The organism is Butyricimonas faecalis, from assembly GCF_003991565.1.
GTDB classification, from domain to species: domain Bacteria; phylum Bacteroidota; class Bacteroidia; order Bacteroidales; family Marinifilaceae; genus Butyricimonas; species Butyricimonas faecalis.
On the sequence record NZ_CP032819.1, the window covers coordinates 693,507 to 718,617 of the forward strand.

The 25,111-nt window shown below is 41.3% G+C and carries 25 protein-coding genes and 2 riboswitches; of the genes, 14 read left to right on the plus strand and 11 right to left on the minus strand.

Annotation, left to right across the window (positions count from 1 at the left end):
- Window positions 1-2: 2 nt before the first annotated feature.
- The 3 genes from D8S85_RS02905 to D8S85_RS02915 form a co-directional block, all read right to left on the minus strand.
- Window positions 3-1,166 carry a FecR family protein gene (locus D8S85_RS02905; protein WP_106624758.1) on the minus strand — a complete coding sequence of 388 codons (1,164 nt, stop codon included), beginning with the start codon at window positions 1,164-1,166 and terminating at the stop codon, window positions 3-5.
- Window positions 1,167-1,251: 85 nt separating this feature from the next.
- Window positions 1,252-1,878: an RNA polymerase sigma-70 factor gene (locus tag D8S85_RS02910; RefSeq protein ID WP_106624759.1), complete on the minus strand. Its 627-nt coding sequence runs from the start codon at window positions 1,876-1,878 to the stop codon at window positions 1,252-1,254.
- Between the two features lie 137 nt (window positions 1,879-2,015).
- Window positions 2,016-2,552 carry a GNAT family N-acetyltransferase gene (locus tag D8S85_RS02915; RefSeq protein ID WP_181951173.1) on the minus strand — a complete coding sequence of 179 codons (537 nt, stop codon included), beginning with the start codon at window positions 2,550-2,552 and terminating at the stop codon, window positions 2,016-2,018.
- A gap of 273 nt (window positions 2,553-2,825) precedes the next feature.
- Between D8S85_RS02915 and D8S85_RS02920 the strand changes: the two genes are divergently transcribed.
- Window positions 2,826-3,200, plus strand: a complete 375-nt coding sequence (locus tag D8S85_RS02920) for a hypothetical protein (protein ID WP_106624760.1) — start codon at window positions 2,826-2,828, stop codon at window positions 3,198-3,200.
- 133 nt (window positions 3,201-3,333) lie between these two features.
- Entirely contained in the window at window positions 3,334-3,642 is a 309-nt protein-coding gene (locus tag D8S85_RS02925) for a hypothetical protein (protein WP_106624761.1), read from the plus strand.
- Between the two features lie 109 nt (window positions 3,643-3,751).
- On the opposite strand, the gene D8S85_RS02930 is transcribed toward D8S85_RS02925, so the two are convergent.
- The 4 genes from D8S85_RS02930 to D8S85_RS02945 all read right to left on the minus strand — a co-directional run bounded on the left by D8S85_RS02930 (window position 3,752) and on the right by D8S85_RS02945 (window position 5,592).
- Window positions 3,752-4,087 (minus strand): hypothetical protein, encoded by a 336-nt coding sequence (locus D8S85_RS02930; RefSeq protein WP_158641695.1) that lies wholly within the window; start codon window positions 4,085-4,087, stop codon window positions 3,752-3,754.
- A complete protein-coding gene (locus tag D8S85_RS02935) occupies window positions 4,029-4,442 on the minus strand; it encodes a phage holin family protein (protein WP_106624763.1) in 414 nt (137 codons plus the stop codon). The genes D8S85_RS02930 and D8S85_RS02935 overlap by 59 nt, the downstream gene beginning before the upstream one ends.
- Before the next feature lie 6 nt (window positions 4,443-4,448).
- Window positions 4,449-4,712 carry a YtxH domain-containing protein gene (locus D8S85_RS21395; RefSeq protein ID WP_158641696.1) on the minus strand — a complete coding sequence of 88 codons (264 nt, stop codon included), beginning with the start codon at window positions 4,710-4,712 and terminating at the stop codon, window positions 4,449-4,451.
- A gap of 85 nt (window positions 4,713-4,797) precedes the next feature.
- Window positions 4,798-5,592: a nitroreductase family protein gene (locus D8S85_RS02945; protein WP_158641697.1), complete on the minus strand. Its 795-nt coding sequence runs from the start codon at window positions 5,590-5,592 to the stop codon at window positions 4,798-4,800.
- A 263-nt stretch (window positions 5,593-5,855) separates the two neighbouring features.
- On the opposite strand from D8S85_RS02945, the gene D8S85_RS02950 reads away from it, so the two are divergent.
- The 10 genes from D8S85_RS02950 to D8S85_RS02995 all read left to right on the plus strand — a co-directional run bounded on the left by D8S85_RS02950 (window position 5,856) and on the right by D8S85_RS02995 (window position 18,366).
- Window positions 5,856-6,392 carry an HD domain-containing protein gene (locus tag D8S85_RS02950; RefSeq protein WP_106625251.1) on the plus strand — a complete coding sequence of 179 codons (537 nt, stop codon included), beginning with the start codon at window positions 5,856-5,858 and terminating at the stop codon, window positions 6,390-6,392.
- Between the two features lie 225 nt (window positions 6,393-6,617).
- Window positions 6,618-7,874 (plus strand): DEAD/DEAH box helicase, encoded by a 1,257-nt coding sequence (locus D8S85_RS02955; protein WP_106624766.1) that lies wholly within the window; start codon window positions 6,618-6,620, stop codon window positions 7,872-7,874.
- A gap of 28 nt (window positions 7,875-7,902) precedes the next feature.
- Window positions 7,903-9,402, plus strand: coding sequence for a potassium/proton antiporter (locus tag D8S85_RS02960; RefSeq protein WP_127074774.1), 1,500 nt, complete (start codon window positions 7,903-7,905; stop codon window positions 9,400-9,402).
- Between the two features lie 145 nt (window positions 9,403-9,547).
- Entirely contained in the window at window positions 9,548-10,120 is a 573-nt protein-coding gene (gene rbr, locus D8S85_RS02965) for a rubrerythrin (RefSeq protein WP_106624798.1), read from the plus strand.
- 159 nt (window positions 10,121-10,279) lie between these two features.
- A complete protein-coding gene (locus D8S85_RS02970; protein ID WP_027201119.1) occupies window positions 10,280-10,657 on the plus strand; it encodes a RidA family protein in 378 nt (125 codons plus the stop codon).
- Window positions 10,658-10,737: 80 nt separating this feature from the next.
- Window positions 10,738-11,136: a DUF6146 family protein gene (locus tag D8S85_RS02975; protein WP_127074775.1), complete on the plus strand. Its 399-nt coding sequence runs from the start codon at window positions 10,738-10,740 to the stop codon at window positions 11,134-11,136.
- A 240-nt stretch (window positions 11,137-11,376) separates the two neighbouring features.
- A riboswitch (cobalamin riboswitch) is annotated at window positions 11,377-11,615 on the plus strand.
- 166 nt (window positions 11,616-11,781) lie between these two features.
- The gene (locus D8S85_RS02980) at window positions 11,782-13,806 is read left to right on the plus strand and encodes a TonB-dependent receptor (RefSeq protein WP_172726467.1); all 2,025 of its coding nucleotides are present in this window, start codon (window positions 11,782-11,784) and stop codon (window positions 13,804-13,806) included.
- Window positions 13,803-14,957 carry a YncE family protein gene (locus tag D8S85_RS02985; RefSeq protein ID WP_106624801.1) on the plus strand — a complete coding sequence of 385 codons (1,155 nt, stop codon included), beginning with the start codon at window positions 13,803-13,805 and terminating at the stop codon, window positions 14,955-14,957. Before D8S85_RS02980 ends, D8S85_RS02985 begins: the two co-directional genes overlap by 4 nt.
- A gap of 26 nt (window positions 14,958-14,983) precedes the next feature.
- Window positions 14,984-16,657, plus strand: coding sequence for a DUF4465 domain-containing protein (locus D8S85_RS02990; RefSeq protein ID WP_106624802.1), 1,674 nt, complete (start codon window positions 14,984-14,986; stop codon window positions 16,655-16,657).
- A complete protein-coding gene (locus D8S85_RS02995) occupies window positions 16,657-18,366 on the plus strand; it encodes a PKD-like domain-containing protein (RefSeq protein WP_106624803.1) in 1,710 nt (569 codons plus the stop codon). The genes D8S85_RS02990 and D8S85_RS02995 overlap by 1 nt, the downstream gene beginning before the upstream one ends.
- A 154-nt stretch (window positions 18,367-18,520) precedes the next feature.
- On the opposite strand, the gene D8S85_RS03000 is transcribed toward D8S85_RS02995, so the two are convergent.
- The 4 genes from D8S85_RS03000 to tamL form a co-directional block, all read right to left on the minus strand.
- Complete coding sequence (locus D8S85_RS03000) at window positions 18,521-19,237, minus strand: sugar phosphate nucleotidyltransferase (protein ID WP_228423335.1); 717 nt, start codon at window positions 19,235-19,237, stop codon at window positions 18,521-18,523.
- On the minus strand, window positions 19,238-19,888 hold the full coding sequence (locus tag D8S85_RS03005) for a response regulator transcription factor (RefSeq protein ID WP_106624804.1): 651 nt from the start codon (window positions 19,886-19,888) through the stop codon (window positions 19,238-19,240). It abuts the gene before it with no gap.
- 10 nt (window positions 19,889-19,898) lie between these two features.
- Complete coding sequence (locus D8S85_RS03010; RefSeq protein WP_106624805.1) at window positions 19,899-20,843, minus strand: sensor histidine kinase; 945 nt, start codon at window positions 20,841-20,843, stop codon at window positions 19,899-19,901.
- A 175-nt stretch (window positions 20,844-21,018) separates the two neighbouring features.
- Complete coding sequence (tamL, locus tag D8S85_RS03015) at window positions 21,019-23,358, minus strand: translocation and assembly module lipoprotein TamL (protein WP_228423336.1); 2,340 nt, start codon at window positions 23,356-23,358, stop codon at window positions 21,019-21,021.
- 45 nt (window positions 23,359-23,403) lie between these two features.
- Here tamL and D8S85_RS03020 point away from each other — a divergent pair, with 45 nt between their 5' ends.
- Window positions 23,404-24,174, plus strand: a complete 771-nt coding sequence (locus tag D8S85_RS03020) for an RNA methyltransferase (RefSeq protein ID WP_228423337.1) — start codon at window positions 23,404-23,406, stop codon at window positions 24,172-24,174.
- Window positions 24,175-24,207: 33 nt separating this feature from the next.
- Window positions 24,208-24,756, plus strand: coding sequence for a porin family protein (locus D8S85_RS03025; RefSeq protein ID WP_106624807.1), 549 nt, complete (start codon window positions 24,208-24,210; stop codon window positions 24,754-24,756).
- 225 nt (window positions 24,757-24,981) lie between these two features.
- Window positions 24,982-25,087: riboswitch (SAM riboswitch) on the plus strand.
- The last annotated feature ends 24 nt before the right edge of the window (window positions 25,088-25,111 follow it).

The following is a 25,111-nucleotide window of genomic DNA, read 5'->3' on the forward strand; positions in this document are numbered from 1 at the left end:
ATTCAATTCTTACCTGCCACTATATTTTTCCCGGAAATCTTGAAATGAATATCTGTCGTCTTTTCCAGGAAACGTAACATTTCCTCTATCGGGCGATGCTTGTTAATCACGCCGGAGAACCGCATCTGTCGAATATCATCCTCCTCGTATATCATCGTAAAATCATACCAACGTTCCAACTTCTTCACGATCTCTTCAAACGTGAAAGACGTGAAATAGAACTTCCCGTCAATCCACGACGTGTAAAACTCCGTCTCCACCTCTTTCAATTCCCCCACTCCGCTTCTTTTATCCAGGATATACTGTTCGGACGGCTTCATCACCACACGTTCCGCACCCCCCTCTACCGCTACTTTCCCCTCGATTAAGGTTGTTTCCGTGAACCTGTCGTTCTCGTAGGCACTCACGTTAAACGTCGTTCCCAACACGGTTATCTTCTGCTGTTTCGTACAGACGTGGAAAGCCGCACTCGTGTCTTTCTTCACCTGGAAATAAGCCTCGCCACTCAAGTACACCACTCTTTTTCCCCCGGCAAATTGCACGGGAAACCGCAAAGTCGTTTCCGAATTTAACCAAACCCTTGACCCGTCAGGTAATATCAAAGAATACTCCCCACCTTTAGGCACGTTCAACGTGTTATATTTCATACCAATTGAATTATCAACCGCTCCGGCCTCGTACTTCAACAATCCATTCACGGTATCATTCTCCAGCTTTATCCCCAACGCTTCCATCTCTTTTGATCTAGCTTCCGAATCCAGTACGATTCTCTCTCCGTTCGCTAAAATTAATTCTGCTTTCAATCTACCCGGCAGAATGGAATCCGACTGCACAGCAGCCACAATCGGTTTTTCCTTGTTATCATATACTCTCCACAAGGAGACGATCCCCAAAAACAGGATAAACAAAGCGGCATATTTCATCCATCCGCGAATCATTCTTCGGCTGCCCTTAGCTCTCGTCCGTTTATTCACCCGCTGCCACGCTTCGTGCACGTCATACTCTTGTTTTTCACGTAACTTTAAAGCCTGCCTGGACATGAACATCGTTTTCAGCAATTGCCGCATCTGCTCCTCCCGGTAATCGGGTTCCTCCCCAGCACGATAGTCTTTCCGCCATACAGCAAGTAGCTTTTCCCATATATCTTCTGCAAAATGAGGTTTCATACGCTCTTTTATCAACTATTTCCACTAAGGCGATCGAAAATAAAAAAAGGGTGAGTCGAAAAACACTTTTTTTCTAAAAATATTTTTACAAATGAATATTAGATTGATATTCAACAGAATATACCCGAAAAAACCAAAAGAATAGAACGGAAACTTTATCGGTTAACACAATATGCTCCCGAATTTCACGATAAGCTTTTAAAACGTGGGACTTCACCGTGTTGACAGAAATCTGTAACTCCTCGGCTATTTCTTTATATTTTTTCCCATCTAAACAACTCATCGTAAATACGATACGACATTGGGCCGGTAAACCGTCAACAACTTTCCGAATTTGCTCCAACTGAAACAATTCCTCCTCCGAGTAAGTCGTCCTCATAAGATCTTCCCAAAATTCAGTCAACAATTGGCTATGACTACGTTCCACTGCCCGATGTTTCAATACATCCAAAACTTTATATTTCACGGCAGAATATAAATAAGATTTCACAGAATTTTGTATCACCACCGACTCCCGTTGGCTCCACAAGTAGACAAATACCTCTTGCACCACATCTTCAACCTCCACTCTTTCATCCAGATAAGTCGCCGCATAATTACACAAAACCACATAGTACTTATGAAATAAACTTTCAAAAGCATTGCCGTTTCCTGCCTTAACAGATTCGAAAAGCCTTCGATCAATTAATACATCATTAAGAAGTGTGTCCATGCAGCAAATGTAACTATATTTTTATTATAAACACATTTTCGAAACGACTGAAATTTTTACACAAGGATTGATTGTAAACTAATTTATATAATAGATTTTTTATAGTGTTTCCAACCCTTCTCTGAAATTCTTGTATTTTAAACGAGGCATATTCCACGCTTTACTAAATCATAATAATACATATCTATCACCCGACCATTTTTAATCGCCGCATCACGCAAAATAGCCTGTCTGGTAAAACCAACCTTTTCCAACACCTTCATCGAGGCATTATTGTAGTCGTAAACAGAGGCAAACAAACGAATAATTTGGGTTTCCCGAAACACATAATCAACCAGCAACGCAACAGCCTCGCTCATGATTCCCCGGTTCCAATAGTCCTCTCCCAGCCAATAACCGACCTCTGCACTAAGGCGCTCCACATCTGTCAAAGGCGCAATCCCTACCCCACCCACAGTCTCCCCCGCTATCTCTATGGCAAAATTTTGGACATAAGGCAGGACCTGTACCATCCGGATATACTTATCCGCATCTAATATGGTATATGGATACGGAAGCCCATCCCTCACATTATTCCATATTTTCACATTATTAATATGTTTCGCTAGAGATACCCCATCCGTCAACATCCACTCCCGCAATCTAAAATTCCCCTGTTTACTTTTTATTTCCATGAAGTCCGCTTTATAATGCAATCTGAGTTTCAAAATTATGTATTATTCTATACCTTTTTCCAACTTCTATCGTAAAAAGATTATAAATGAGTAATAAATCCACATAGATTGTAGAATGATGGGGTATATGAAATGTCAATTTGTAAGCTTTTTGAGATAAAAAAAATAATTCACAGTAGTAAAAATACTTATTTTTAATCAAATTGGTAGAAAAAAGGAAGAAAGCATTGCGAATGTAATTTATATTCTCTAAATTTGAAACAAACACTAAGTATGATAAGATTCATATTACATAGTATCCTCATTCTTGTGGTAACACAGCTCAGCAATGTTGCCATGGGATTGATTATGACGGAATCTCAACATACAGCGATAACCTACCAGTTAGCACAATTACATGACGTCATAGACAACGGGCAAAACCTTGATTTTCAAAATCAATATCCCAACCCGTTAATTCGAACTTCACTTGTCAGCATGACAAAATCGGAGTTACCATACCGGGTCCGGGTGATGCTGGACGGGGTCTACAAGCAGGCAAATGAAAGTCTTACCATTAACAAGGAGGCAGATCACGCGAGAATACACGATGTATTCATATCGCACCCCAAGCGATATTTCCATGAACTCTGCTTGTTAATCATTTAAAACTCCTCGTCAAATATGGCACATATCTTGTACTAATACAAGATGTTTACACGATTAAGTGTTATCCTTTGATATAAAAAACAGAGCAACGCTGGGAACGTTGTATACATATACACACACAACACATAAAAAGATGAAAACAACTTTATTCAGTAAGAACCGGGACGAGAAAAATTACGAGTTATTTTTCGAATCAGATGAATTGCACCGAGTGCAATATTTATTAGAAACCAAACAATTCACGGGGCTCTCCGCATTACAGAGCGTCGAGAATGAAGACACGGGTATTAAATTGGAACTCTCATTGGCAGAACGCGGGAAACTAGTGACGGCACAACTCTTCGAGTACATCATGTCAGCCTACGAAGCAGTGTCACCGATCATGACTTTCCGTAATAAAGAGGCTGTGGCTCTTTCTGGAGCCGTAACGCTCGATGAATAGACATTTTTTAAATGAACGGGTTCACGAAAATTGTGAACCCGTTCATTTATATGATAAAAGGTAATAAAACTCGTTATTTATTCCAGATTCTACATATTTTTAAATTTTATTACTTAGGTCGTCTCTTAAACAAATCACCAATCCGTTCCATTCCCCATCGCATAAGGATTGGCAAAGCAGCCTCCAACAATAAAGGCGAAATATTTTTAAACATCGCTCCCAACATTGGGATTTCTCCTTCCGTCTCTTTCTCTCCGTCATTCTCGGAAGTTTCTCTTCGTTTAGAGAAAAACAAAGAAGAAATCCCAGTAAACAAAATCCGCCCGGAGTGATCATGTATAAACTTAAAATCCTCGTTTATCTTCTGTTCCTGTATCCGGCAATTCTCACGCACCCGGCGTTGTTCTGCCATCAATATGTCCAGCGGGGTCAGCTGTTTCTTCATTATCTTTTTCATCCTTACTCATCATTGCAATTATAATCTCGTTCATCACCTTGGATGTAATCTTTTTCTTGAAAAATATTATAATCCCGAACAACAACAGGTACATCCCAACCACCAATACGAACCCCAAAGCTATACTACCCAATAATTCTCCCAAGAAAAAACCTAACGCCAGGAATAAAAATAATATGGTAAAAAAAGCCAGCAAAATCAAAACAATACCATACGAAAAGACTGCCATTGTCTTGGCAACCCTTTCGTAGGTATTCAATTTTAATAGCTCTAGCCTCAATTCCACGTAAGTCGAAATATCCTCTTTCAACTCAGCGAACGTTTTCTCGGCAATATTTTCCATAAGCTATTATCTCGTTTCCGTAGCAGTCTCCCCCGCAACCTTTTCAGCTACATGATTGACATCCTCGGCCATATGCTCTTTCATGTTTTCGGCCTTGCTTTTTGCTTTTGAATAAACGTCCTTCACCTCTTCCTTGACTTTAGAGACGGCATGATCGAATTCTTCTGCCAATTTCCTACGATTATCAGCTACCATTAAATAACCGATGGCAACTCCTACAACAGCGCCAATACCTAGCCCTATTAATAGATTTGAAGTTTCATGTTTCATATTCTTTATTTTTACGTTCGTATTTAATTTATACGAACTGAAAGATGAAAAGGTTTTCTTTTTAGTGATTTTTTTACGATTATTTTTAACGAGTGATAAAATGTATTTTAGAAGGATCGTAACACTCTGGAACAACCACTTGTTCATCAACCGGTTTGCCAATTGCCACGACAGCAAACGGCACGAATTCAGACGATAAATGGAACAACGTTTTCACTTGATGAACCTCGTGCATCCGAGGATAAATTTCAATCCAAGTGGTTCCCAGTTTCTCCCCGTAGGCTTGTAACATCAAGTTCTGGACACATGCACCCAGCTCTTGGGGCCAGTTTTCCCCATCAAGACCGGCCTGACGGGTATTACAACAAACCAGTATCGCCACCGGAGCCGTTTTTAAAGCAAGCCCTTCCGGTAAAGCCTCGGCCAATGTATCAAGATGCTCCCGATCCTCGATCACAAAAAACTCCCATGGACGACGATCCTTAACCGAAGGTGCGTACATGGCCGCTCTCAACAAACGCTCGATTGTCTCCAAACATACCTTGTCCGGAGTATAATTTCTCACACTACGACATCCCACAATAGCCTCGCTCACAGAAGCCATATCCGTGAACTTCTGGCTACACATTTCCGTTGCCAATTCCCGAACCCTCGGGATAATTCTCACGAAATGCTCACGTCCTTTATGAACGGCCAGCAAATCTTCATTTTCCCACGTTTCTATAATCATTAACACGTTATCCAAACGATTATTTTCAAGTATTTCGTACCCGATACACCCCTTTTCCTGTCTTGACAATTCAGACATTTCACGCAAAAGTTCTACAACTTGAGCACGTACCTCGCTCTTCACCTCGATTGTAACATTTATCCTGATCATATACTTAAATTTTGAAATTGCACATCTGTCCACGCCATCCTCTTTCATAAAAACAGTCAAAATTATAAAAGTTAGAAGACTTTTTAATAACCAAAATGTACTTTTATTCGTAAATAACATTAACTTTAAAAGAAAAATAGAAGAAAACAAAATGAATTTTCAAAAAGATATGAATGTAGAACGAAACATTTAAACATACAATTATGACATTTTCACGAACAAACCTCATATATTTGTAAGTTTAAAAAAAAGAACAAATAATGATAAACCCATTAGATATTATTCGTAAATACTACACGTTGGATTCTCTCGCCGGACAATCCCTTCTCATACATAGTCAACTTGTCAGAGATAAAGCACAAGCCTTGGCCATCAGGCATCCCGAAATGGATCTGGATATCCCCTTCATTCAAGAGGCTGCCATGCTTCACGATATCGGGATTTTCCTCACGAATGCCCCGGATATCGGTTGTTTCGGGGAACATCCCTACATCTGCCACGGTTACCTAGGAGCCGATTTACTGCGTGCAGAGGGGCTTCCCCGTCATGCCCTAGTATGTGAACGCCACACGGGGGCCGGTATATCACTCGAAATGATCAAGGAAAATCATTTACCATTACCCCTGCGGGATATGCTCCCCATTACACTTGAAGAAAAACTAATCGCTTTTGCCGATAAGTTTTATTCGAAAACCAATTTAACACGAGAAAAGAAACTAGGCAAAATTCGAGCAGAAATGGCCTTTTACGGTAAAGAGACCACCGCTCGTTTTGAAGAATGGTGTGAACTTTTTCTTTAAATATAATCTAATTTTTACAACTTTCACTCGTACCTCCACGTATTTTACTCGTAATTCAAAAGATTCTATGAATGAATGAATGGGAACAAAATGATTTTTTTTAACTTTGCAACAAACAGAAGAGATTGGCACGGTGATTGATTAAGGTGTAATTTTCTCCTGCCGCTGTACTTTAAAACAGAAAAAAGGCAGCATTAAAAATAAAGAATAGTAGAAAGATAAAAGATGAGATTTGATGAGCTGGAACTAGAGGATTCATTATTGCAAGGATTAGATGCCATGAATTTTCAGGAAACAACCCCTATACAAGAATTAACAATCCCTGTCATTTTAGAGGGAAAAGATTTAATCGCCTGCGCCCAGACAGGTACCGGAAAAACGGCAGCTTACACCCTTCCGATTTTAAATCGATTGATCAAAGAAGAGAGCCGATCGGATGCGGTAAAAGCTGTTATCATGGCTCCGACCCGGGAATTAGCACAGCAGATAGACGTACAATTCGAAGGGTTTTCTTATTTTCTCCCCGTTTCAACGGTCGTGGTCTACGGTGGTGGTGATGGAAGTTTATGGGATCAACAGAAAAAAGCATTGCGTCTGGGAGCAGATGTTGCCATCGCAACACCGGGACGGTTAATCGCACATCTTCAACATAGCGATGTAGACCTTTCGCAAGTAAAATACTTTATCCTTGACGAAGCCGACCGAATGTTGGACATGGGATTCTTTGACGATATCATGCAAATCGTAAACAAACTACCCAAAGACCGACAAACGATACTCTTCTCGGCCACAATGCCACCGAAGATTCGGCAGTTAGCCCAAAATGTACTTCGAAACCCGGTAGAAATCAACGTGGCAGTATCCAAACCCAACGAGGCTATCATACAAGCCGCCTACATCTGCCACGAAAATCAGAAAATGGGTATTATCGAAGAACTTTTCAGCAAACCAGTCTTGCACAAAACACTCATCTTTGCTTCTTCCAAACAAAAAGTAAAAGACCTTGCCTTCACCTTAAAACGTAAAAAATTCAACGTAGCAGCCATGCACTCCGACTTGGAGCAGTCCGAGCGAGAATCTGTTATGATGGACTTCAAAAATAATAAAATAGATATCCTTGTTGCCACCGACATCGTATCCCGTGGTATAGATATTGATGAGATTGGGTTGGTAATCAACTTTGATGTTCCTCATGATCCGGAAGATTATATTCATCGCATCGGACGAACGGCAAGGGCCAGCGCAGAAGGAGTTGCCTTGACCTTTGTTTCTGAGGCTGAACAAGGGAAATTTTACCGCATAGAACAGTTTATCGAAGAAACAATTTACAAGATACCACTCCCTCCTCATCTAGGACCGGCACCGGAATACAATCCGAAAGCATTCGAACATGGTTCTTCAAAAGGCAGGGGACGAAAACTTGGCAATCGTTCTTTCATAAAAAAGAAAAACCCCGCCAAGCGAGAAGGAGGCTCAAAATAAAATAATAACCTATTAAAACTATACACTTATGATTCTAAACGCTGGAAATATCTTACTTATAGGATCCATCCTGTTATTTGTCAGTATTGTTGTTGGAAAAGCTGGTTTCCGTTTCGGAGTTCCCGCTTTACTTCTCTTCTTGGGAGTAGGAATGCTTTTCGGAACCGATGGTTTAGGAATAGAGTTTAATAACCCGCAAACAGCACAATTTATAGGAGTTATCGCGTTAAGTATTATCTTATTTTCCGGTGGTATGGATACAAGTGCTGCTGAAATCAAACCCGTTCTAGGACAAGGAGTTGTTCTCGCCACGGTGGGAGTCATGTTTACCGCTTTTCTCACGGGTTATTTTATCTACTATATCACGAATCTTGAAAACAGTTTTATCACGCTGAATTTCACGGAATCCTTGTTGCTTGCCTCCGTCATGTCGTCTACCGATTCAGCTTCCGTATTCTCGATCCTCCGTTCCAAGCGGCAAGGGCTAAAAGAGAACTTACGCCCTATGCTCGAGCTGGAAAGTGGTAGTAATGACCCGATGGCCTACATGTTAACCATATTACTTATCGGAATTATCCAATCCGGAGAAAGCAGTTTAAGTAACACGGTACTGCAATTTATCATGCAAATGAGTATCGGTGCCGTATCCGGTTACCTATTGGGAAGACTGGCAGTGTACTGCATCAATAAACTAAACATCAATCAAGCACTATACCCTGTTCTTTTATTAGCCTTCGTGTTCTTCATTTTCTCGTTCACGGACTTGATAAAAGGTAACGGTTACCTGGCTGTTTATTTAGTCGGATTAGTGGTTGGGAATCATAAGGTTGTACACAAGAAAAGTCTCACGACATTCTTCGATGGTATCACGTGGTTATTCCAAATCGTCATGTTCCTCACGTTAGGACTTCTGGTAAACCCGGCAGAATTGCTTCCGGTTGCAACTTTAAGTATTTTTATCGGAATATTCATGATTATACTGGCTCGCCCGATAAGCGTATTTTTATGCCTTGTCCCCTTCCGGAAAATGACAACCAAAGCACGGGCATACGTTTCATGGGTTGGATTGCGCGGAGCAGTCCCTATCATTTTTGCTACCTACCCGCTAATCGCAAACATCCAGCATGCATCATTAATATTTAACGTGGTATTTTTTATTACCATTCTTTCTTTGATTGTACAGGGAACAACCGTCAGTTTCATGGCAAAATTACTTGGTCTATCAACTCCCGAAGAACGTAAAAACGTCTTTAACGTCGAACTACCTGAAGAAATTAAAACCGCCATGTCAGAGATTGAAGTCATTCCTTCCATGCTGACAAAAGGCGACAGATTAATGGATTTGGTATTACCGGATAACACGTTGGTTGCCTTGATCAAGAAGAATGATGCCTACTGTGTTCCCAAGGGAAAAACCAAACTACATACCGGGGATAAGTTACTCGTGATCACGGATGACGACGAAGCTCTCATGAAGACTTACGAAAGCTTAGGAATCACGGACTACTCCATCCAGAAGAATGCTTAACATCGGTCATACAATAGCACATCAAAGATACGAAAACACTATATAGTAATTTTTTATCATATGATAAAAACTAAATATTTGTTTTAACAAACAAATTGTCATATCATTGTGCTATCAAAACAGAACCACTAAAAAGATTAAATTTATGAGCATCAAAGGAACAAAAACAGAGCAAAACTTATTGAAGTCATTTGCCGGTGAATCACAAGCCAGAAGTCGTTATACTTTTTTCGCTAGTGTAGCTAAAAAAGAAGGATTCGAACAAATCGCGGGAGTATTCATGGAAACTGCCGAACAAGAAAAAGAACACGCCAAGAGATTTTTCAAATTCCTGGAAGGCGGAATGGTTGAAATCACCGCATCTTACCCCGCAGGTGTAATCGGAACAACGGCAGAGAATTTGAAAGCTGCCGCAGAAGGAGAAAACGAAGAATGGTCAGACCTCTACCCGGAATTTGCTAAAGTTGCCGAAGAAGAAGGATTTACCGCCATAGCAGCCGTATTCCGTAATATTGCTAAAGTGGAAGCAGAACACGAGGCTCGTTACAGAACGCTTTTAGCTCGCGTGGAATCCGGTAAGGTATTCGAGAGAGATGAAGTGATCTTGTGGCAATGCCGTAACTGCGGTTTCGTTTACGAAGGTAAAACAGCCCCGAAAGCATGTCCCGCTTGCGCTCACCCTCAAGCATATTTCGAAGAAAAGAAAAACAATTACTAATTATCCTTGTCATTGAGGATATAAAACTAAAAGTTGAGGCAATCGCTTCAGCTTTTAGTTTTTTATTTTTATCCATCACGAAGAAATCACAACTCGATTTTCGTTATATTCGCGACAAAGAAACAGAAATCTATTTTTAATTGATAAAATAAAGTCATTATGAAAAAAGTAATCAACTCACCGAAAGCCCCGAAAGCTATCGGTCCTTACAGTCAAGCAATTGAAGCTAACGGAACGCTCTACATCAGTGGTCAACTTCCTATTGACGTGAATACCGGAAAATTCGTTGAAGGGGGAGTAAAAGAACAAACAGAACAATGTTTGAAAAACATCGGTTACATCTTGGAAGAAGCCGGATATACTTTTGACAACGTGGTTAAATCAACTTGTCTGTTAGGAGATATGTCTTATTTCGCTGATATGAACGAAATTTACGCTAAATATTACAAGACGGATTGTCCTGCCCGTGCAGCTTTTGCCGTAAAAGCCCTTCCGATGGGTGCCATGGTTGAAATTGAAACCATTGCTGTAAAATAAAGATAAAAACGGCTGGCTCAGCCGTTTTTTCATTTTTTTTTCTTACCTTAGGAGAAAATAGTGCATAACTTAAATCTTACATGATGAAAATATTCGGTTTACTCTTTCTGCTTGCCCTATTTTTCTCTTGTGCATCTCAAAAAGAGGTAGCCCAAAATAAAAAAGGGCGTTGTGCTATAAAAGATTCAGCACAATACGAATTAATCGTTTTTGATTCGGGATTCGATTTCTGGTTGGCAAGTCACCAAAGTGTGGCTCATCAACATTCAGAAAGTTATTACCAAAGCATGAATCACCAGTATGCTATCGAATGGAACAGGAGATATGCTGCCGGAGATCCAAGGATCAACAGTTACATCGATTACAGCTTGAACAGAAACTACGGGTTTGATTTCAATTACAAACTCTACATGTATTTCAAGTTCTTCGAGGACACGAATAGGATGCAACTTATTCCTGGCAATAGAAACCGTTATTAATTTTAAATTTTAGATTCCAGTCACACAAGGCCAACGTTTCTTCAATCAAGAATATTCATAAAATATCAAAAACTTAACCGACTAATTCACATACAATTTATTGTAAACTAGTTGGCTTTTAATATTTTTAGATATTCATCTTTCATAGCTTTTTTATTTTCATAAATAACCCAAATTGGATCTATTTGTTTTATATTGAAAAATTAAATAAATTTTGGAGAAAATAATCTTAAAAACACTTATCTTTGCATTTGCAATGGTTTTCGTTGCAGTGTAGATACCTCTGTAATGAAATTAAATGGGAATAGGGTGAAAATCCCTAACAGTTCCCGCTGCTGTAAGTTCCAAGGAGCAGGCCGATCGCAAGCATTTGTCTGCCACTTTTTCAGATAGCACTCTTTGCCATTGGTTTTTCAAAACTGAGAAGGCGCTATCTTTGAGGAATAAGTCAGAAGACCTGCCAATGCAATTTTGGGATTTACAGCCTACGGGGTTATGGGCATAAATCAACAAATTGACAAGCAGATTTTCTCTTTCAATTATGAGCTACCGACATATTCATTTGAATATTGCTCGAAAAAGTAAATCATTGCATCGTTTGCTGTAAATCCGATTGTTAAACTATTAAATCGGAAGTGTAGCGTTATGCTGAAATTCTTTATTAAAACACTACTATGCACGTTGCTGGTATCAACAATTCACTCTTCGTTTGCACAAACCACTAAACCCAAGTCACTTCAAGACACATTACTTCGCATCGATGAAGTAACTGTAACTGCCAAACGGATGGGAAAAGAGATCATCCCAGTTCAAGTTTTATCCGGAGAAGAACTTAAAAATTTGAGCGTTTACTCCGTCGCAGATGCCGTACGCTACTTTTCAGGCGTTCAAGTTAAAGACTACGGTGGCATCGGAGGACTGAAAACCGTAAATATTCGTAGCATGGGTAGTCACCACGTCGGGGTATTTTACGATGGCATCGAACTCGGCAATGCACAAAACGGAGTGATCGACTTGGGACGTTTCTCGCTCGATAACATGGAAATGGTCTCCATGTATAATGGTCAAAAAAGCGCCATATTTCAGCCTGCCAAAGACTACGCCTCCGCAAGTGCCATCTACATGACAACCCGTAAACCCGTATTTCCAAAGAACAAGTTGTATAACTTGAATATCAGCATAAAGGGAGGATCGTTTCAAACCATCAACCCATCACTATTATACGAACAACGGCTACACAAAAATATCACTATGTCAATTAGTTCCGAATTCATGTACACCTCAGGTAAATACAAATTCTCGTACGCCAAAAAAAATGGTTACGACACAACAGAGGTGCGCAAAAATGGCGATGTGAAAATGTTGCGAGCCGAACTTGCCCTTTTCGGTAAAATCAATCACGGAGAATGGAAAAGCAAGGTCTACTACTACAATTCCGAAAGAGGCTACCCCGGAGCTTCCGTACGAGAAGAACCGGGTAAGTTCAGGCACCAAGACCGGCAATGGGATGAAAATTTCTTCGTGCAAGGCACATTCCACAAGAGTTTTTCCTCCCGCTACAGTCTGATGATAAACGGGAAATATGCATATGACTATTTGCACTACCTCTCCGATCCCAGGCTCGACGTTACCACCATGTATGTCAACAATCACTACACTCAACAAGAGGCTTACCTCTCCGCAGCCCACTTATTTTCCATTTCTCCGCAATGGTCATTCTCCATTGCAAATGATTTTCAATGGAATACTCTGGATGCCGATCTCATTGACTTCGTCTATCCCAACCGATACTCGCTGCTGTCAGCCATCGCCACTTCGTTGGATTTCAATACATTCAAATTACAAGCGAGCCTGCTACACACGTTTGTACGAGAGAAAACAAACACCGAAGGAAGCCAAGCTCCCGACAAAAACGAATTTACCCCTTCGGTGGTCGCATCATGGCAACCTTTTCAAAAAACAGATCTCAATTTCAGAGCCTTCTACAAAAAAGTGTTTCGTATGCCCACGCTAAATGATCTTTACTACACGTTTATCGGTAACAAGAACCTCAATCCGGAATACACAACACAATACAACATCGGTGCAACCTACACGAAAACATTTACACACAAAAAATTAACTCGTCTCGAAGCCCAAATCGACGGCTATTTCAATCAGATCGATGACAAGATCATTGCGATGCCGACCTCCAATCAATTTCGTTGGACCATGATAAACCTCGGACACGTGGAAATTCTAGGTATAGATGCCGCCATACAAGGTACATGCATCTTCAACAACGTGGTATTATCTCCCCGAGTGAGCTATACTTACCAAAAAGCACAAGACTTCACCGATCGGAGCAGCCAATGGTATGGTGGACAAATTCCCTATATTCCATGGCACAGCTGTACGGCTATTCTCAATGGAGGCTACAAAACATGGTCATGGCACTACAGCTTCATTTACACTGGCGAGCGCTACGAAGCGGTAGCCAATATCAAAGAAAACTACGCACAACCTTGGTACACGCACGATTTTTCTTTATCGAAAACTATTCTGCTAAAAAGGTGTGTTTTACGTGCAACCGCCGAAATCAACAACATTTTCAACCAACAATACGAGGTAGTGCAATGCTACCCGATGCCGGGAACCAATTTTAAAATTAAAATCAATATCGCATTATGACAAGACAAATCACTTTACTACTAAGTTGCATCATCCTGTTATTGTCATGCCGTAAAGAGGAAGAGATCGTTCACTCCACCGACACCAACGTGACTGAAGGCGAACAAAGCGAAAGCATCAAAGGCTTCTTCCTTCTCAACGAAGGCAATATGGGAAGCAACAAGGCAACCATCGATTACTTTGACTACGAAACTGGAGTATACACCAAAAACATCTACGCCGAGCGCAATCCGGGCGTAGTAAAAGAGTTAGGCGATGTGGGTAATGACATTCAAATCTATGGAGATAAACTCTATGCCGTCATTAACTGCTCCCACTTCGTGGAAGTAATGGATGTAAACACGGCAAAACACATCACACAAATTTCTATACCCAACTGCCGCTACCTCGCCTTCAAAGATCGGTATGCTTACGTGAGTTCTTATGCCGGTCCCGTATTAATCGACCCCAACGCACGATTAGGCTACGTGGCAAAGGTTGACACGGTAACTCTACAAGTCGTAGATACATGTACCGTGGGCTACCAACCGGATGAACTGGTCGTTGTCGGCAACAAACTCTATGTTGCAAACTCTGGCGGGTATCGCGTACCCAACTACGACAACACCATATCAGTCATCGACCTGGAAACATTCACTGAAATCAAGAAAATAGAGGTTGCCATCAACCTACATCGGTTAGAATTAGACAAGTATGGTTATTTATACGTGTCCTCTCGCGGGGATTACTACTATACACCGTCAAAAACATTTATCATCGACACCAAAACAGATCAAGTCATTAAAACTCTGAATTTACTACCTAACACCGAGATGACCCTATGCGGAGATTCACTTTATATATACAGCACCGAATGGAGCTATCTAACCAATAGTAACACCATCTCGTATGCCATCTACGATGTTGCCAAACGCAAAACAGTCACGCGTAACTTCATCACGGATGGTACGGAAAAAGAAATTGCCATTCCCTACGGCATTGCTGTAAATCCCGAAACAAAAGAATTTTTCGTCACCGACGCCAAAGACTACGTCACTCCCGGAACACTCTACTGCTTCAATCCCGATGGAACTAAAAAATGGTCGGTTACAACAGGAGATATTCCGGCTCATTTCGTATTCACACGCAAAAAATTAAAACCTATACAATAAGTATAATTCATTAACAATCAATCAACATGAAAAAATTTTTTATTTTTAGCCTGATCGCTGTTTTCATAACAGCTTGTTCCAAGTATGACGACGGAGACCTTTGGGATAAGGTCAACGATCTGGACACGAGAGTCGAAACACTCGAAAAAGCCGCAAAAACAACAAATTCAGACATCGAATCGCTGCGCTCTTTACTCACCGCACTGCAAAAAAATGTGTATGTTTCTAAAGTCAAACAAAAAGAAGATCAATCCGGATATATCATCGAATTTACAGACAACACCTCCGTCACCATCTCCAACGGCGTAGACGGAATAGACGCTCCGAGTGTATCGGTTCGCAAAGACGAAGATGGAATTTTCTATTGGACTATCGGAGGGGAATGGCTACTTGTTGATGACCAAAAAGTACAGGCAGAAGGGATGAACGCCATCGCTCCACAAGTACGCATTAACGAATCGACAAAAATGTGGGAACTCTCCACGGATAACGGAGCGAGCTGGACATCTCTCAACGTGGTTGCAGTAGGTGAAGCCGGCAAAAACGGGGATACCTTCTTCAAATCAGTAGACACTAGCGATGCAAACAACGTAACGTTCACCTTAGCCGACGGCACAACGTTCACATTGCCTCGCACTCCGGACTTTATGTTATCATTAACCCATTCTTCTGAGAACGCCGTGTTCATCCCGAATGAAACCAAAACATACACCGTCAACGTGGATGAAGGGAACGACTTCACCGTACTTTATATCTCTACCGGATGGAACTACACCGTCAATGGGAATCAACTCACCGTCACCGCACCGGCATCCGCATCTGATGGAGAACTGAAAATTCTGGTTTCTCCCATCAACACAATTGCACCGACAACAACAAGTCGCTCATCAAATGCCTATGGAAAACTTTACAAAGTACACCTTTTTGTCACAAACGAGTTCCGTACCTTGACATTCGAAGATACCGATTTCAAAGCAACACCCTACACGTTGGATTACGCCAACAATGGAGCAGGACTCACAATAAACACCTGGTCCGACTTAATCGACGATCCTCAATACGGAGGACCGCTACTTTACGGAGACTACTCCAAAACTCAATACTATTGGTACGACCAAAACAATACCGAACTATACCACATATTCCCTTATAACTATAGCGCTTATTGTTATTGGGGAGGAGGACATGCCATTTCAAATTACGTATCGACAAACCTTGCTGATGGAGATTTCAACCATCAATTAATGGTGTACGGTAACAGCGGACACAATGGATCCTCAAACTTCTGTATGCACTACGGATACATAGATGGTTCAACTTTCAATCCAACCGAAAACCTGCCCGAGATAACATTTTATGACGGCAAAGCTCGCATTATCGATCACATGTTTGTCAACAATTCTCTATACGCCATGAATTGCTATATCAATGGCAATGGGCTCACGACAAATATCGGAGAGAGCGACTGGGTAAAACTCGTTGCCATTGGTTATGACGCCGATGACAAAGAGACCGGTAGAGCAGAATTTTACATGGTAAACGGGCCGAAACACATCATCAAAGAGTGGACCAAATGGGATTTGTCCGTATTGGGGAAAGTTGTAAAAGTAGGTTTTAACGTCACCGGATCAAGCGACAACGGTTATGGATTCAGTCAACCGGCTTATTTCGCTTACGATGATGTCGTAGTAGCTTTCTAATGGAAAGGTTTATCATACTAGTGGGGATCACGCTTTTATTGGCGTGTTGCACGAAGAAGGAGCCGGAGCTCCTTCCTTCACCCCCTACCATTATTCTAGATTCTCCCACCTCCATCTATACCACCAAATGCGGCCGTGAAATTATCATTGCTCCCACCTATGAAAATTTAAATGATGCCACCTTTGAATGGATCGATGACCAAGGGAATCTATTGGGGACAGACTCCCTGCTACATTTTTCAACAACAGAAATCGGAAGGTATTTTATCACGATCAAAGCTACAAATAGAGGCGGTTCCACGGAAGAAGAATTGAGAGTCGACGTTTTGGCTCTTACCCCACCAACCATCTCTTTGGCTGGCGTTTCCGACGGACTTAAAGTTTTACAACACTCCTCACTGGAACTTTCGCCCGACGTAGCCTCTCTACTCGAAACAACATATTCATGGAACATCAACAACAACGAAGTTTCTACTGAAAAAAAATTCCGTTTCCCCACAGAAGAACTCGGAGAATTTCAAGTGACCTTCTCCACGCACAATGAAGATGGTAAAGATAGTATCAGCTTCACGATAAACGTCTGTTCCGCCGATGAAATCGATTTCAAATGGGCATTTCTGCAAGAGGAATACAACGTATCACTCAACCGCACCATTCGCTTAATGCCTGTGGACATAGAAAATGCATTTGATGCCACCTTCACGTGGCGGGTCAATGGAGAAACCGTCCAACAATCTGAGAAAAGTGCTTTTGCCTTCGAAGCAGAAACCGAAGGCAAACACGATGTTATTGTTGAAATGAAAAACCAGCATCTTCTTGTCACCCACCAATTAACAGTAAATGTGTGTCCTCCGGAAGGTAAGTATAAACGTCCGGCATCGGCATCTAGTTCCGCGCTATGGAACAAAGTCTACGAATTTCTTCCGGCTCCTGGACAATTTGTCAATGAAAACTACACGGCAACCACCATGGAAGAAGCCTGTGACTATGCCCAAAAACGCATGGAACAAACTGCATATGTATCTTTGGGAGGTTTCGGTGGCTACATCATTGTCGGATTTGACCACAGCGTAGAAAACGATGGGGACTACAACCTCGCCATCACGGGTAATGCCTTTGACGGATCGTCAGAACCGGGCATTGTGTGGGTCATGCAAGACGAGAATGGTGACGGACTTCCGAATGACACTTGGTACGAATTGGCTGGCTCCGAATATGGCAAAGAGGAAACATGGCAGGATTATGCCGTTACCTATTATCGCCCGAACGCCACCAAACAACCGGTACAATGGACTGACAACCACAACCAAAGCGGTTCCATCGACTACCTGGGAGCATTTCATAAACAAGATTATTACTATCCGGCTTGGGTTGCCGAAAACAGTTATACACTACGCGGAACTCGTCTGCAAGCACGCAACTACGACAAGTCAGGAAATGGCACCTATTGGATAAACGGTTCGTTCGATTGGGGATATGTGGACAATTTTAGCTCTTCCGACCGACTGACAGATGACATAAATTACAACGCAGCACCGGCCGATAATCATTTCAAAATATCAAATGCAAAAACATTTGATGGGAAAGATGCCAATTTGAAATACATTGACTTCGTCAAAATACAAGTAGGCACCAACGCCAAAAGCGGATGGCTCGGTGAAAACTCCACGGAAGTATTTGGAGTCAAAGATTTTAACTTACTAAAATAAATAGGTAACCAAACAAAAGCGTAACGAACATTTTTTAGTTTGTTCGTTACGTTTTCTTTTTCGAGGATGATTTGCGCAAGATCATTAAAGTATGCCATCTTTTTTAAGGACATTTACTGAATATCCCTAATCACCCGATCATTCAATTTAAAATCTAAAATTTAAAATTCTTCGCCGCTTTTTTTATCGCCTCCGGGGTACCGAGATCGAGACATTGGCCATCGTGTCGAAAAAGTTCAATAGGATGATCTTTTGCCTGCGCCAAATGCTCGTCGATAATGGAGAATACTCCTCGATGAATAATATTCTTTAAATATTCCGGGCTAAGGATTTGAATCCCGCAATAATTAAACTCCGTGGCTCCCTGAAAACCTTCGTCCACAATCTTCTGTTCCCCGGTTCGCTTGTTCTCCCAACCTTTCAAAATACCGTGATTAAATTTCAACACCCGATCTGCTACCGTCTGTTGCACAACTAGCGTGGCATAAGCTTCATGTGACTCATGCTGGTAAATGAGAGCCTTTAAATCTAAATCCGTCAATATATCCACGTTATGAATAAGTACGGGTTTTCCCGGAATGAATAATTCCCGGGCTCTCAAAACCCCACCTCCCGTGTCTAACAGTTTTTCTCGTTCATCAGACAAAACGATATCCATGCCGAAGTTTCCCTTCTCTTTCAGAAACCGCTCCACCAAATCAGCAAAATGATGGACATTGATCACCAACCGCTCCACCTGCACCTCTTTCATTCTCTCGATCACCCGTTCCAATAGAGTTTTTCCCTTCAACTCCACCAAAGCCTTCGGGCGATCGTTCGTCAACGGTCGCAACCGGGTACCTAAACCGGCCGCAAAAATCATCCCATTCATCTATATCTCAATAATATTATTTTTAATCGCGTACATCACCAACGCTGCTGTATTCCGACATCCTGTCTTACTAAGCAGATTTGCCCGGTGCTTATCGACCGTACGTTTACTGATAAACAACTCGTCCGCGATCTCTTGATTCGACAACCCCTTACATACGTGATACAAGATTTCCAGTTCCCGCTCTGAAATATCATTATCTACAGTTTCCGGTGTCTCGCTTTTGTTGTCACGCATATTGTTCAGAATATTCACCAACAACTCTTCCGAGAAGAAACTCTCCCCTTCCGCCACCTTTTGAATAGCCGTTACCACTTTATCGATTCCCGAGTTCTTCAGCAAGAACCCCTTTGCTCCAGCATCAATCATCTTGTAATAATACTGCTCATCCCCGTACATGGAAAGAACAATAATCTTCAAATTGGGCTTCATCTTCATCGCTTCGATTGTAGCGTCAATACCGTTCATCTCCGGCATCTCTATATCCATCAACACGACATCACAATCAACAAACGACAAATTCTCAATAAATTCCCTCCCGTTCGAAGCCTCATAAATATGTCGAACAAAATCCTGAGTCGAAAGCAATAACTTCAACCCCTCCCGAAACAATTTGTGGTCATCAACCAGATATATTTTCAATTTATCCATAAAACAAGATTTACTTACACTTTATAAAAGCCCTGGCAATCATTCCCCGGCCCGTCTCGCTGGAAATCTTAATATCTCCATTTCCCGAATTCAACCGATACTGCATGTTGCTCAACCCCATGCCACCATCACTTTCAGCCTGTTTCACGTCAAACCCCATGCCATTATCCTCGTATTCCAAGTACAAAACATCCCCCTGTAACTGTAAGTCAATATTAATCTTACTGGCATTAGCATGTCGCAACGTATTATTGATCAACTCACAAATCACTCGGTACATGATTACTTCCACGTTATATATAAAACGACGATTATCAATATTTGTTTTAAAATTTATATCAATACCTTCAGCCGGACGTAACTTTCGAATAAACGACTCCGTGGCATCCCGTAAACCAAAATTATTCAATATATGAGGACTGATATTAGCAGAAATCTCCCGCACGCTCGTGATTGCTTCGTCCACAGCCTGTTGCAAATTTCCCTTAATCTTGTCATTTACCTCCGGCGTATTCTTTTCCTCAAAACCGGAAAGCAACATTTTTATAACACTTAATAAAGGACCCAATCCATCATGCAATTCCTTGGCAAAACGCTGACGCTCCTGTTCCTCCGTACGGATAACAGCCGACAGTACCCTTTTTTCCGTTTCACTCCGTATGCTATCCAACCGACGTAAAAACTGAAACACTTTTCGTATATAAAATGCCCCGATAGCAAAGGCTAGCGAAATAACAAATGACAACCACACCTTCGTCTGGTACAACTCCTCCGACTCTCCCCGATGCATTGAAGGTACCAGCTCGATAGCCCGGTAAATCGCCATCAAGAAAAAGCCCGTCGAAATCAAAATCCAAGCAGCATTAAACTTCGTCCGTTTAAACAAACTGATCGCAAAACCCATGGCAACGATTTGCAACACCAAAGACAAGTATACAACTATTTGTGTAACCACAACTTCAATAATTTAAAATTTAGAATTCAAAATTTAAAATGAATGCAAAAGTCATTCCCCCAAATATCGATATAATTTACAAATTTATCAACAATTGACTCGATAAAGTCACGTCCACAGATTCTACCCCACAAACCAATATTCTTTTTCATTCTAAATTTTAAATCCTAAATTATTAGAACGGGTACCCAATCGCCACGTTAAACACGGACCGTCGGAAACCTCCCCGTGAATCAAACAACACAAAACGATTTCCAACGGACATAGAAGGATCTTTCACCTTAATTCCCAAATCAAAACGTAGCAAAAAGAAATTAGCGTTCAACCTCAATCCCGCTCCCGTACCAATAGCTATCTGGTTAAAGAAATCATAATTCAGTTTCGCCCCCGAACGATTCTCTTTCGGGTTAATATTCCACACGTTTCCAGCATCCACGAACAACGCTCCTTCCAACAACCAAATCAACTTGAAACGATATTCAATATTTCCCGCCAATTTGAAATCCCCCACACTATTCGGGTACTTCTCCGTGGCCAGATAAGAACCGGGTCCCAATGTTCTGGCCTGCCAAGCCCGAATATCATTTGCTCCACCCCCGTAATATGCTTCCTCGAAAGGCAACACCTTCATGTTTCCATACGGGTAACCACATCCCACAAAAAGACGTCCGGCTAACGTATTCGCCCGATTGATATACCAATTATAACGATATTCCGCATCCGCCTTCACGAATTGCGCGTATCTTACTCCGAAAATTTTATAATATTTTTCATTCAACGTCCCACTCGCGGCACTTTTACTCCCGGCAATCCCATCTATGACAGAAAGAAGATTTCCCGAAGTCTCCGTGTTTACTCGAAAATAACTATAATTCGCTGTTTTCACGTTCACCTGCTGATCCGTGTAGGTAGCCGAGAAAACAGCAGAAAGAATCATGTGATCCGTGTAAGCATTTTTGATATATTCATTCCTCAAACCTTCGATAAAATTCTGATCCACATCCTTCATCAACACGTAATTCAGATCGATCAAATCAAAATTATACCGCCACTTCTTATTTGCCTTCCGCCACAAATAACCGAAACGGGCGTTAGCAATCGAACGAGTATAATAGGGAGTGTATTCATAACTATACGAAAAAGAAATCGAAGTCTTCGGGGCATAATTCCGCCGAAAATCTTTCATCTTGAAAAACGGCATCCAAAACTGCGGGGTCACAAGTTTCAATTCCGCTCCGATCTCCGAAGTATTAAATATCTTTCCCTCACCATTGACCTGTTCTTTTCTCAAACTTCCCCAAATACTGGCTGAAATATTTTCTCCCGCACGGAACACGTTACGATGATTATAAGTAAAATTACCTCCCACTCCCATATTTCCGGAATTATGCGTACCCTCCAAGAACACATTATAAGACTGCCTCTTCACAGGCGACAACTGGATCACGCAATCCAAGGCTTTTACATCACCATCCGACTCCACCTCTTTAAAATCGATATTCACCATCTTAAAAAGATTCAGTGCCTGCAATCGCACGTAAGTATCAATCACCCGCCGGGCATCGTACAATTCCATCTGCTGCAATTGAATGGTCTCTATAATCATTTTAGGTTTTATCTTTAACTTATCCTTGTACAGGATATTGTAACCATTGTAATACAACGTATTATACATAGAATCCACCTGTTCTGCCGTTAGCATCGGGTCATAATCAAAATTCACACTGATATTCCGCACAAAATAACGCCTATAAGCATTACTATCCACGGCATTTTCAACCACTCGTACGAAAACTTTGGCCATATTCTCGCTGGTCACGCTTGTCGTATCGGCAAAAAACTGGATAAAATTCTTTGAAAAATTAAAATATCCCTTTTCTCGAAGCATCTTCGTGATGCGTTCCCGTTCGTCATCCAACACGTCAAGATCCAGTGGAGCACCTTTCTCTAAAAGAGTGTTCACCGTATCCCGCCGGAAATTAGCCATCAACCCGCTTTCCACGGCAATCTGGTTCGCCCGTCCTCCCTCTTTATGATCAAATCGCACTTCTTGAATCCGGGTAACAGGCCCCATTTTCACGTGATATTCCACAATCGCCTTCTTCTTCTTATAAAAAATCGTATCCGACACTTCTACTTTATAAAACCCTTTATTATGGAGATACAATTCAATCTGACTGACACTTCGTTGCGTCGTGAAGGGATCATAAATAACAGGAGCCTCCCCGATGCGTCGTAACCACTGGTTAAATTTCCTTTTTTCATTCCTCCCGCTCAAATTATATAAACCCAGATGAAAACGGGCTACCCCCAAAATCCGGGTATTCGGTTTTTGCCGGATATTCCGTTTCAAATCAGACCGGTTAAGCTTGTGATCATCCACTTTCACCTTCACTCGATCCAACAAATACTCGTCTTTCCCGACATACTTCGTCGGTGAGCACGAATAAAAAATGAAGAATATAAAAAAAATAAAACTTATCTTGTACGCTACCCGCATGCTCAAAAATCTCAAAAAAATACTATGTTTGTGTTTTAATTTTAACCAGCAAGCTTAAAAATGATGCTTAGCAAACACCTAACAAATGTAATTCAAAACCTTGAAAAAAAGAAATTCAGGGAAAAATATAATTTATACAAGGTCGAGGGAGATAAACTGGTACAGGAACTACTCCTCTCTGACATGAAAATAGATTCATTAATTGCCCGTCCTTCGTGGATCGAAAGCAATCAACAACACGTGAAAAAATATAACACGATCGAGGTTAACGAGATCGAGATGGGACGTATTTCCAATTTCAAATCCCTACCGGAAGTCATTGCACTAGCTGAAATCCCCGTCAAAACATATAACCCGGAGGAGATAAAAGACTCGCTTTCCGTGGTTCTCAACGGGATTCAAGACCCCGGAAACATCGGCACGATACTTCGGGTGTGCGACTGGTTCGGTATCCGGAACATATTTTGTGATCACGATTGTGCAAACATTTTTAACCCGAAATCCGTTCAAGCAAGCATGGGAGCAATATTCCGGGTAAACGTTTTTTACTTGGATCTTGTCAGTTTTATCCCCCAGTTCGCGAACCCGGACTTTCCCTGTTACGGGACATTTCTGGAAGGAGAAAACATCTACCGGATGCATCTCCCAAACAAGGGATTTATCGTCATGGGAAACGAGGGAAACGGCATCTCTGCGGGAATTGAACAATTGGTCAATCATAAAATAACGATTCCCAGCTTTGCTCACAGTCTTTATTCGACAGAATCCCTGAACGTGGGTGTCGCCACCGGCATCATCCTCTCGGAATTCAAACGAATAGAATATAAATAAACAAATCAACCATTTAAAACAAAAAAGGACAGTATGAAAAAATTAGTTATTTTAGCATTCTTCAGCCTTATCGGTTTAACCACCATGGCTCAATCCTTACCTATTAACTTCGGTATTCATGGCGGCTGGAATGATGCAAAAATCAAAACAAAAGGATATAAGGTAGACTCACATGGAGGATACATGATCGGTGCATTCGCCAGAATCAATCTTGGTAGCATTTACCTGGAACCAGCCTTAAACTTCGCCCACAAAGAAAGTAAAATCAATGATGAAATCGGCTCTATCGGGAAATTCAAATATAACTCTATCGATATCCCCGTCATGGTCGGATACAACATTCTCAAACTCCCCATTTTCAAACTGCGCGGATTCGCGGGCCCCGTTGCCTCCTTCGTAACCAAAGATTTAAAAAGTGGTTTCAACACGGACAAAATGATGTGGAACGGGAAAATCGGAGCCGGAGTTGATGTATGGAAACTCACTTTCGATATTGACTACGAATTCGGATTAAAAAAATTCGGGGATGGTATAAAAGCTCCCAAATCTTGGAACTTGACATTGGGATTCAAGATTATCTAATCACAAAAAAGAAAAATATAACTAATATGCACCCCGAAAGTTTTTTGTCAAACTTTCGGGGCTTATTGTGTATAACCAAAAGAAAAACAAAACGATACAGATCATTTAAAGTATATACTTCTACCCGAAGAAAATTATATTATAAAAAAATCTCACAAAACACTTGCATTATTCATTTATTCTGTTTTCCTTTGTCCCCATCAATTCAATCTGCGAAGATTGTTTGAATTATAAAGAGGAGTCGAGAGAACGGGCTCATGGAAACTCCGACAACCTGCAAGATGACTTGCAAGGTGCCAAAACCCGACCTGAGAACCAGGAGTTATAATTTAAGCTGAAAGAAAATGAAAACAGA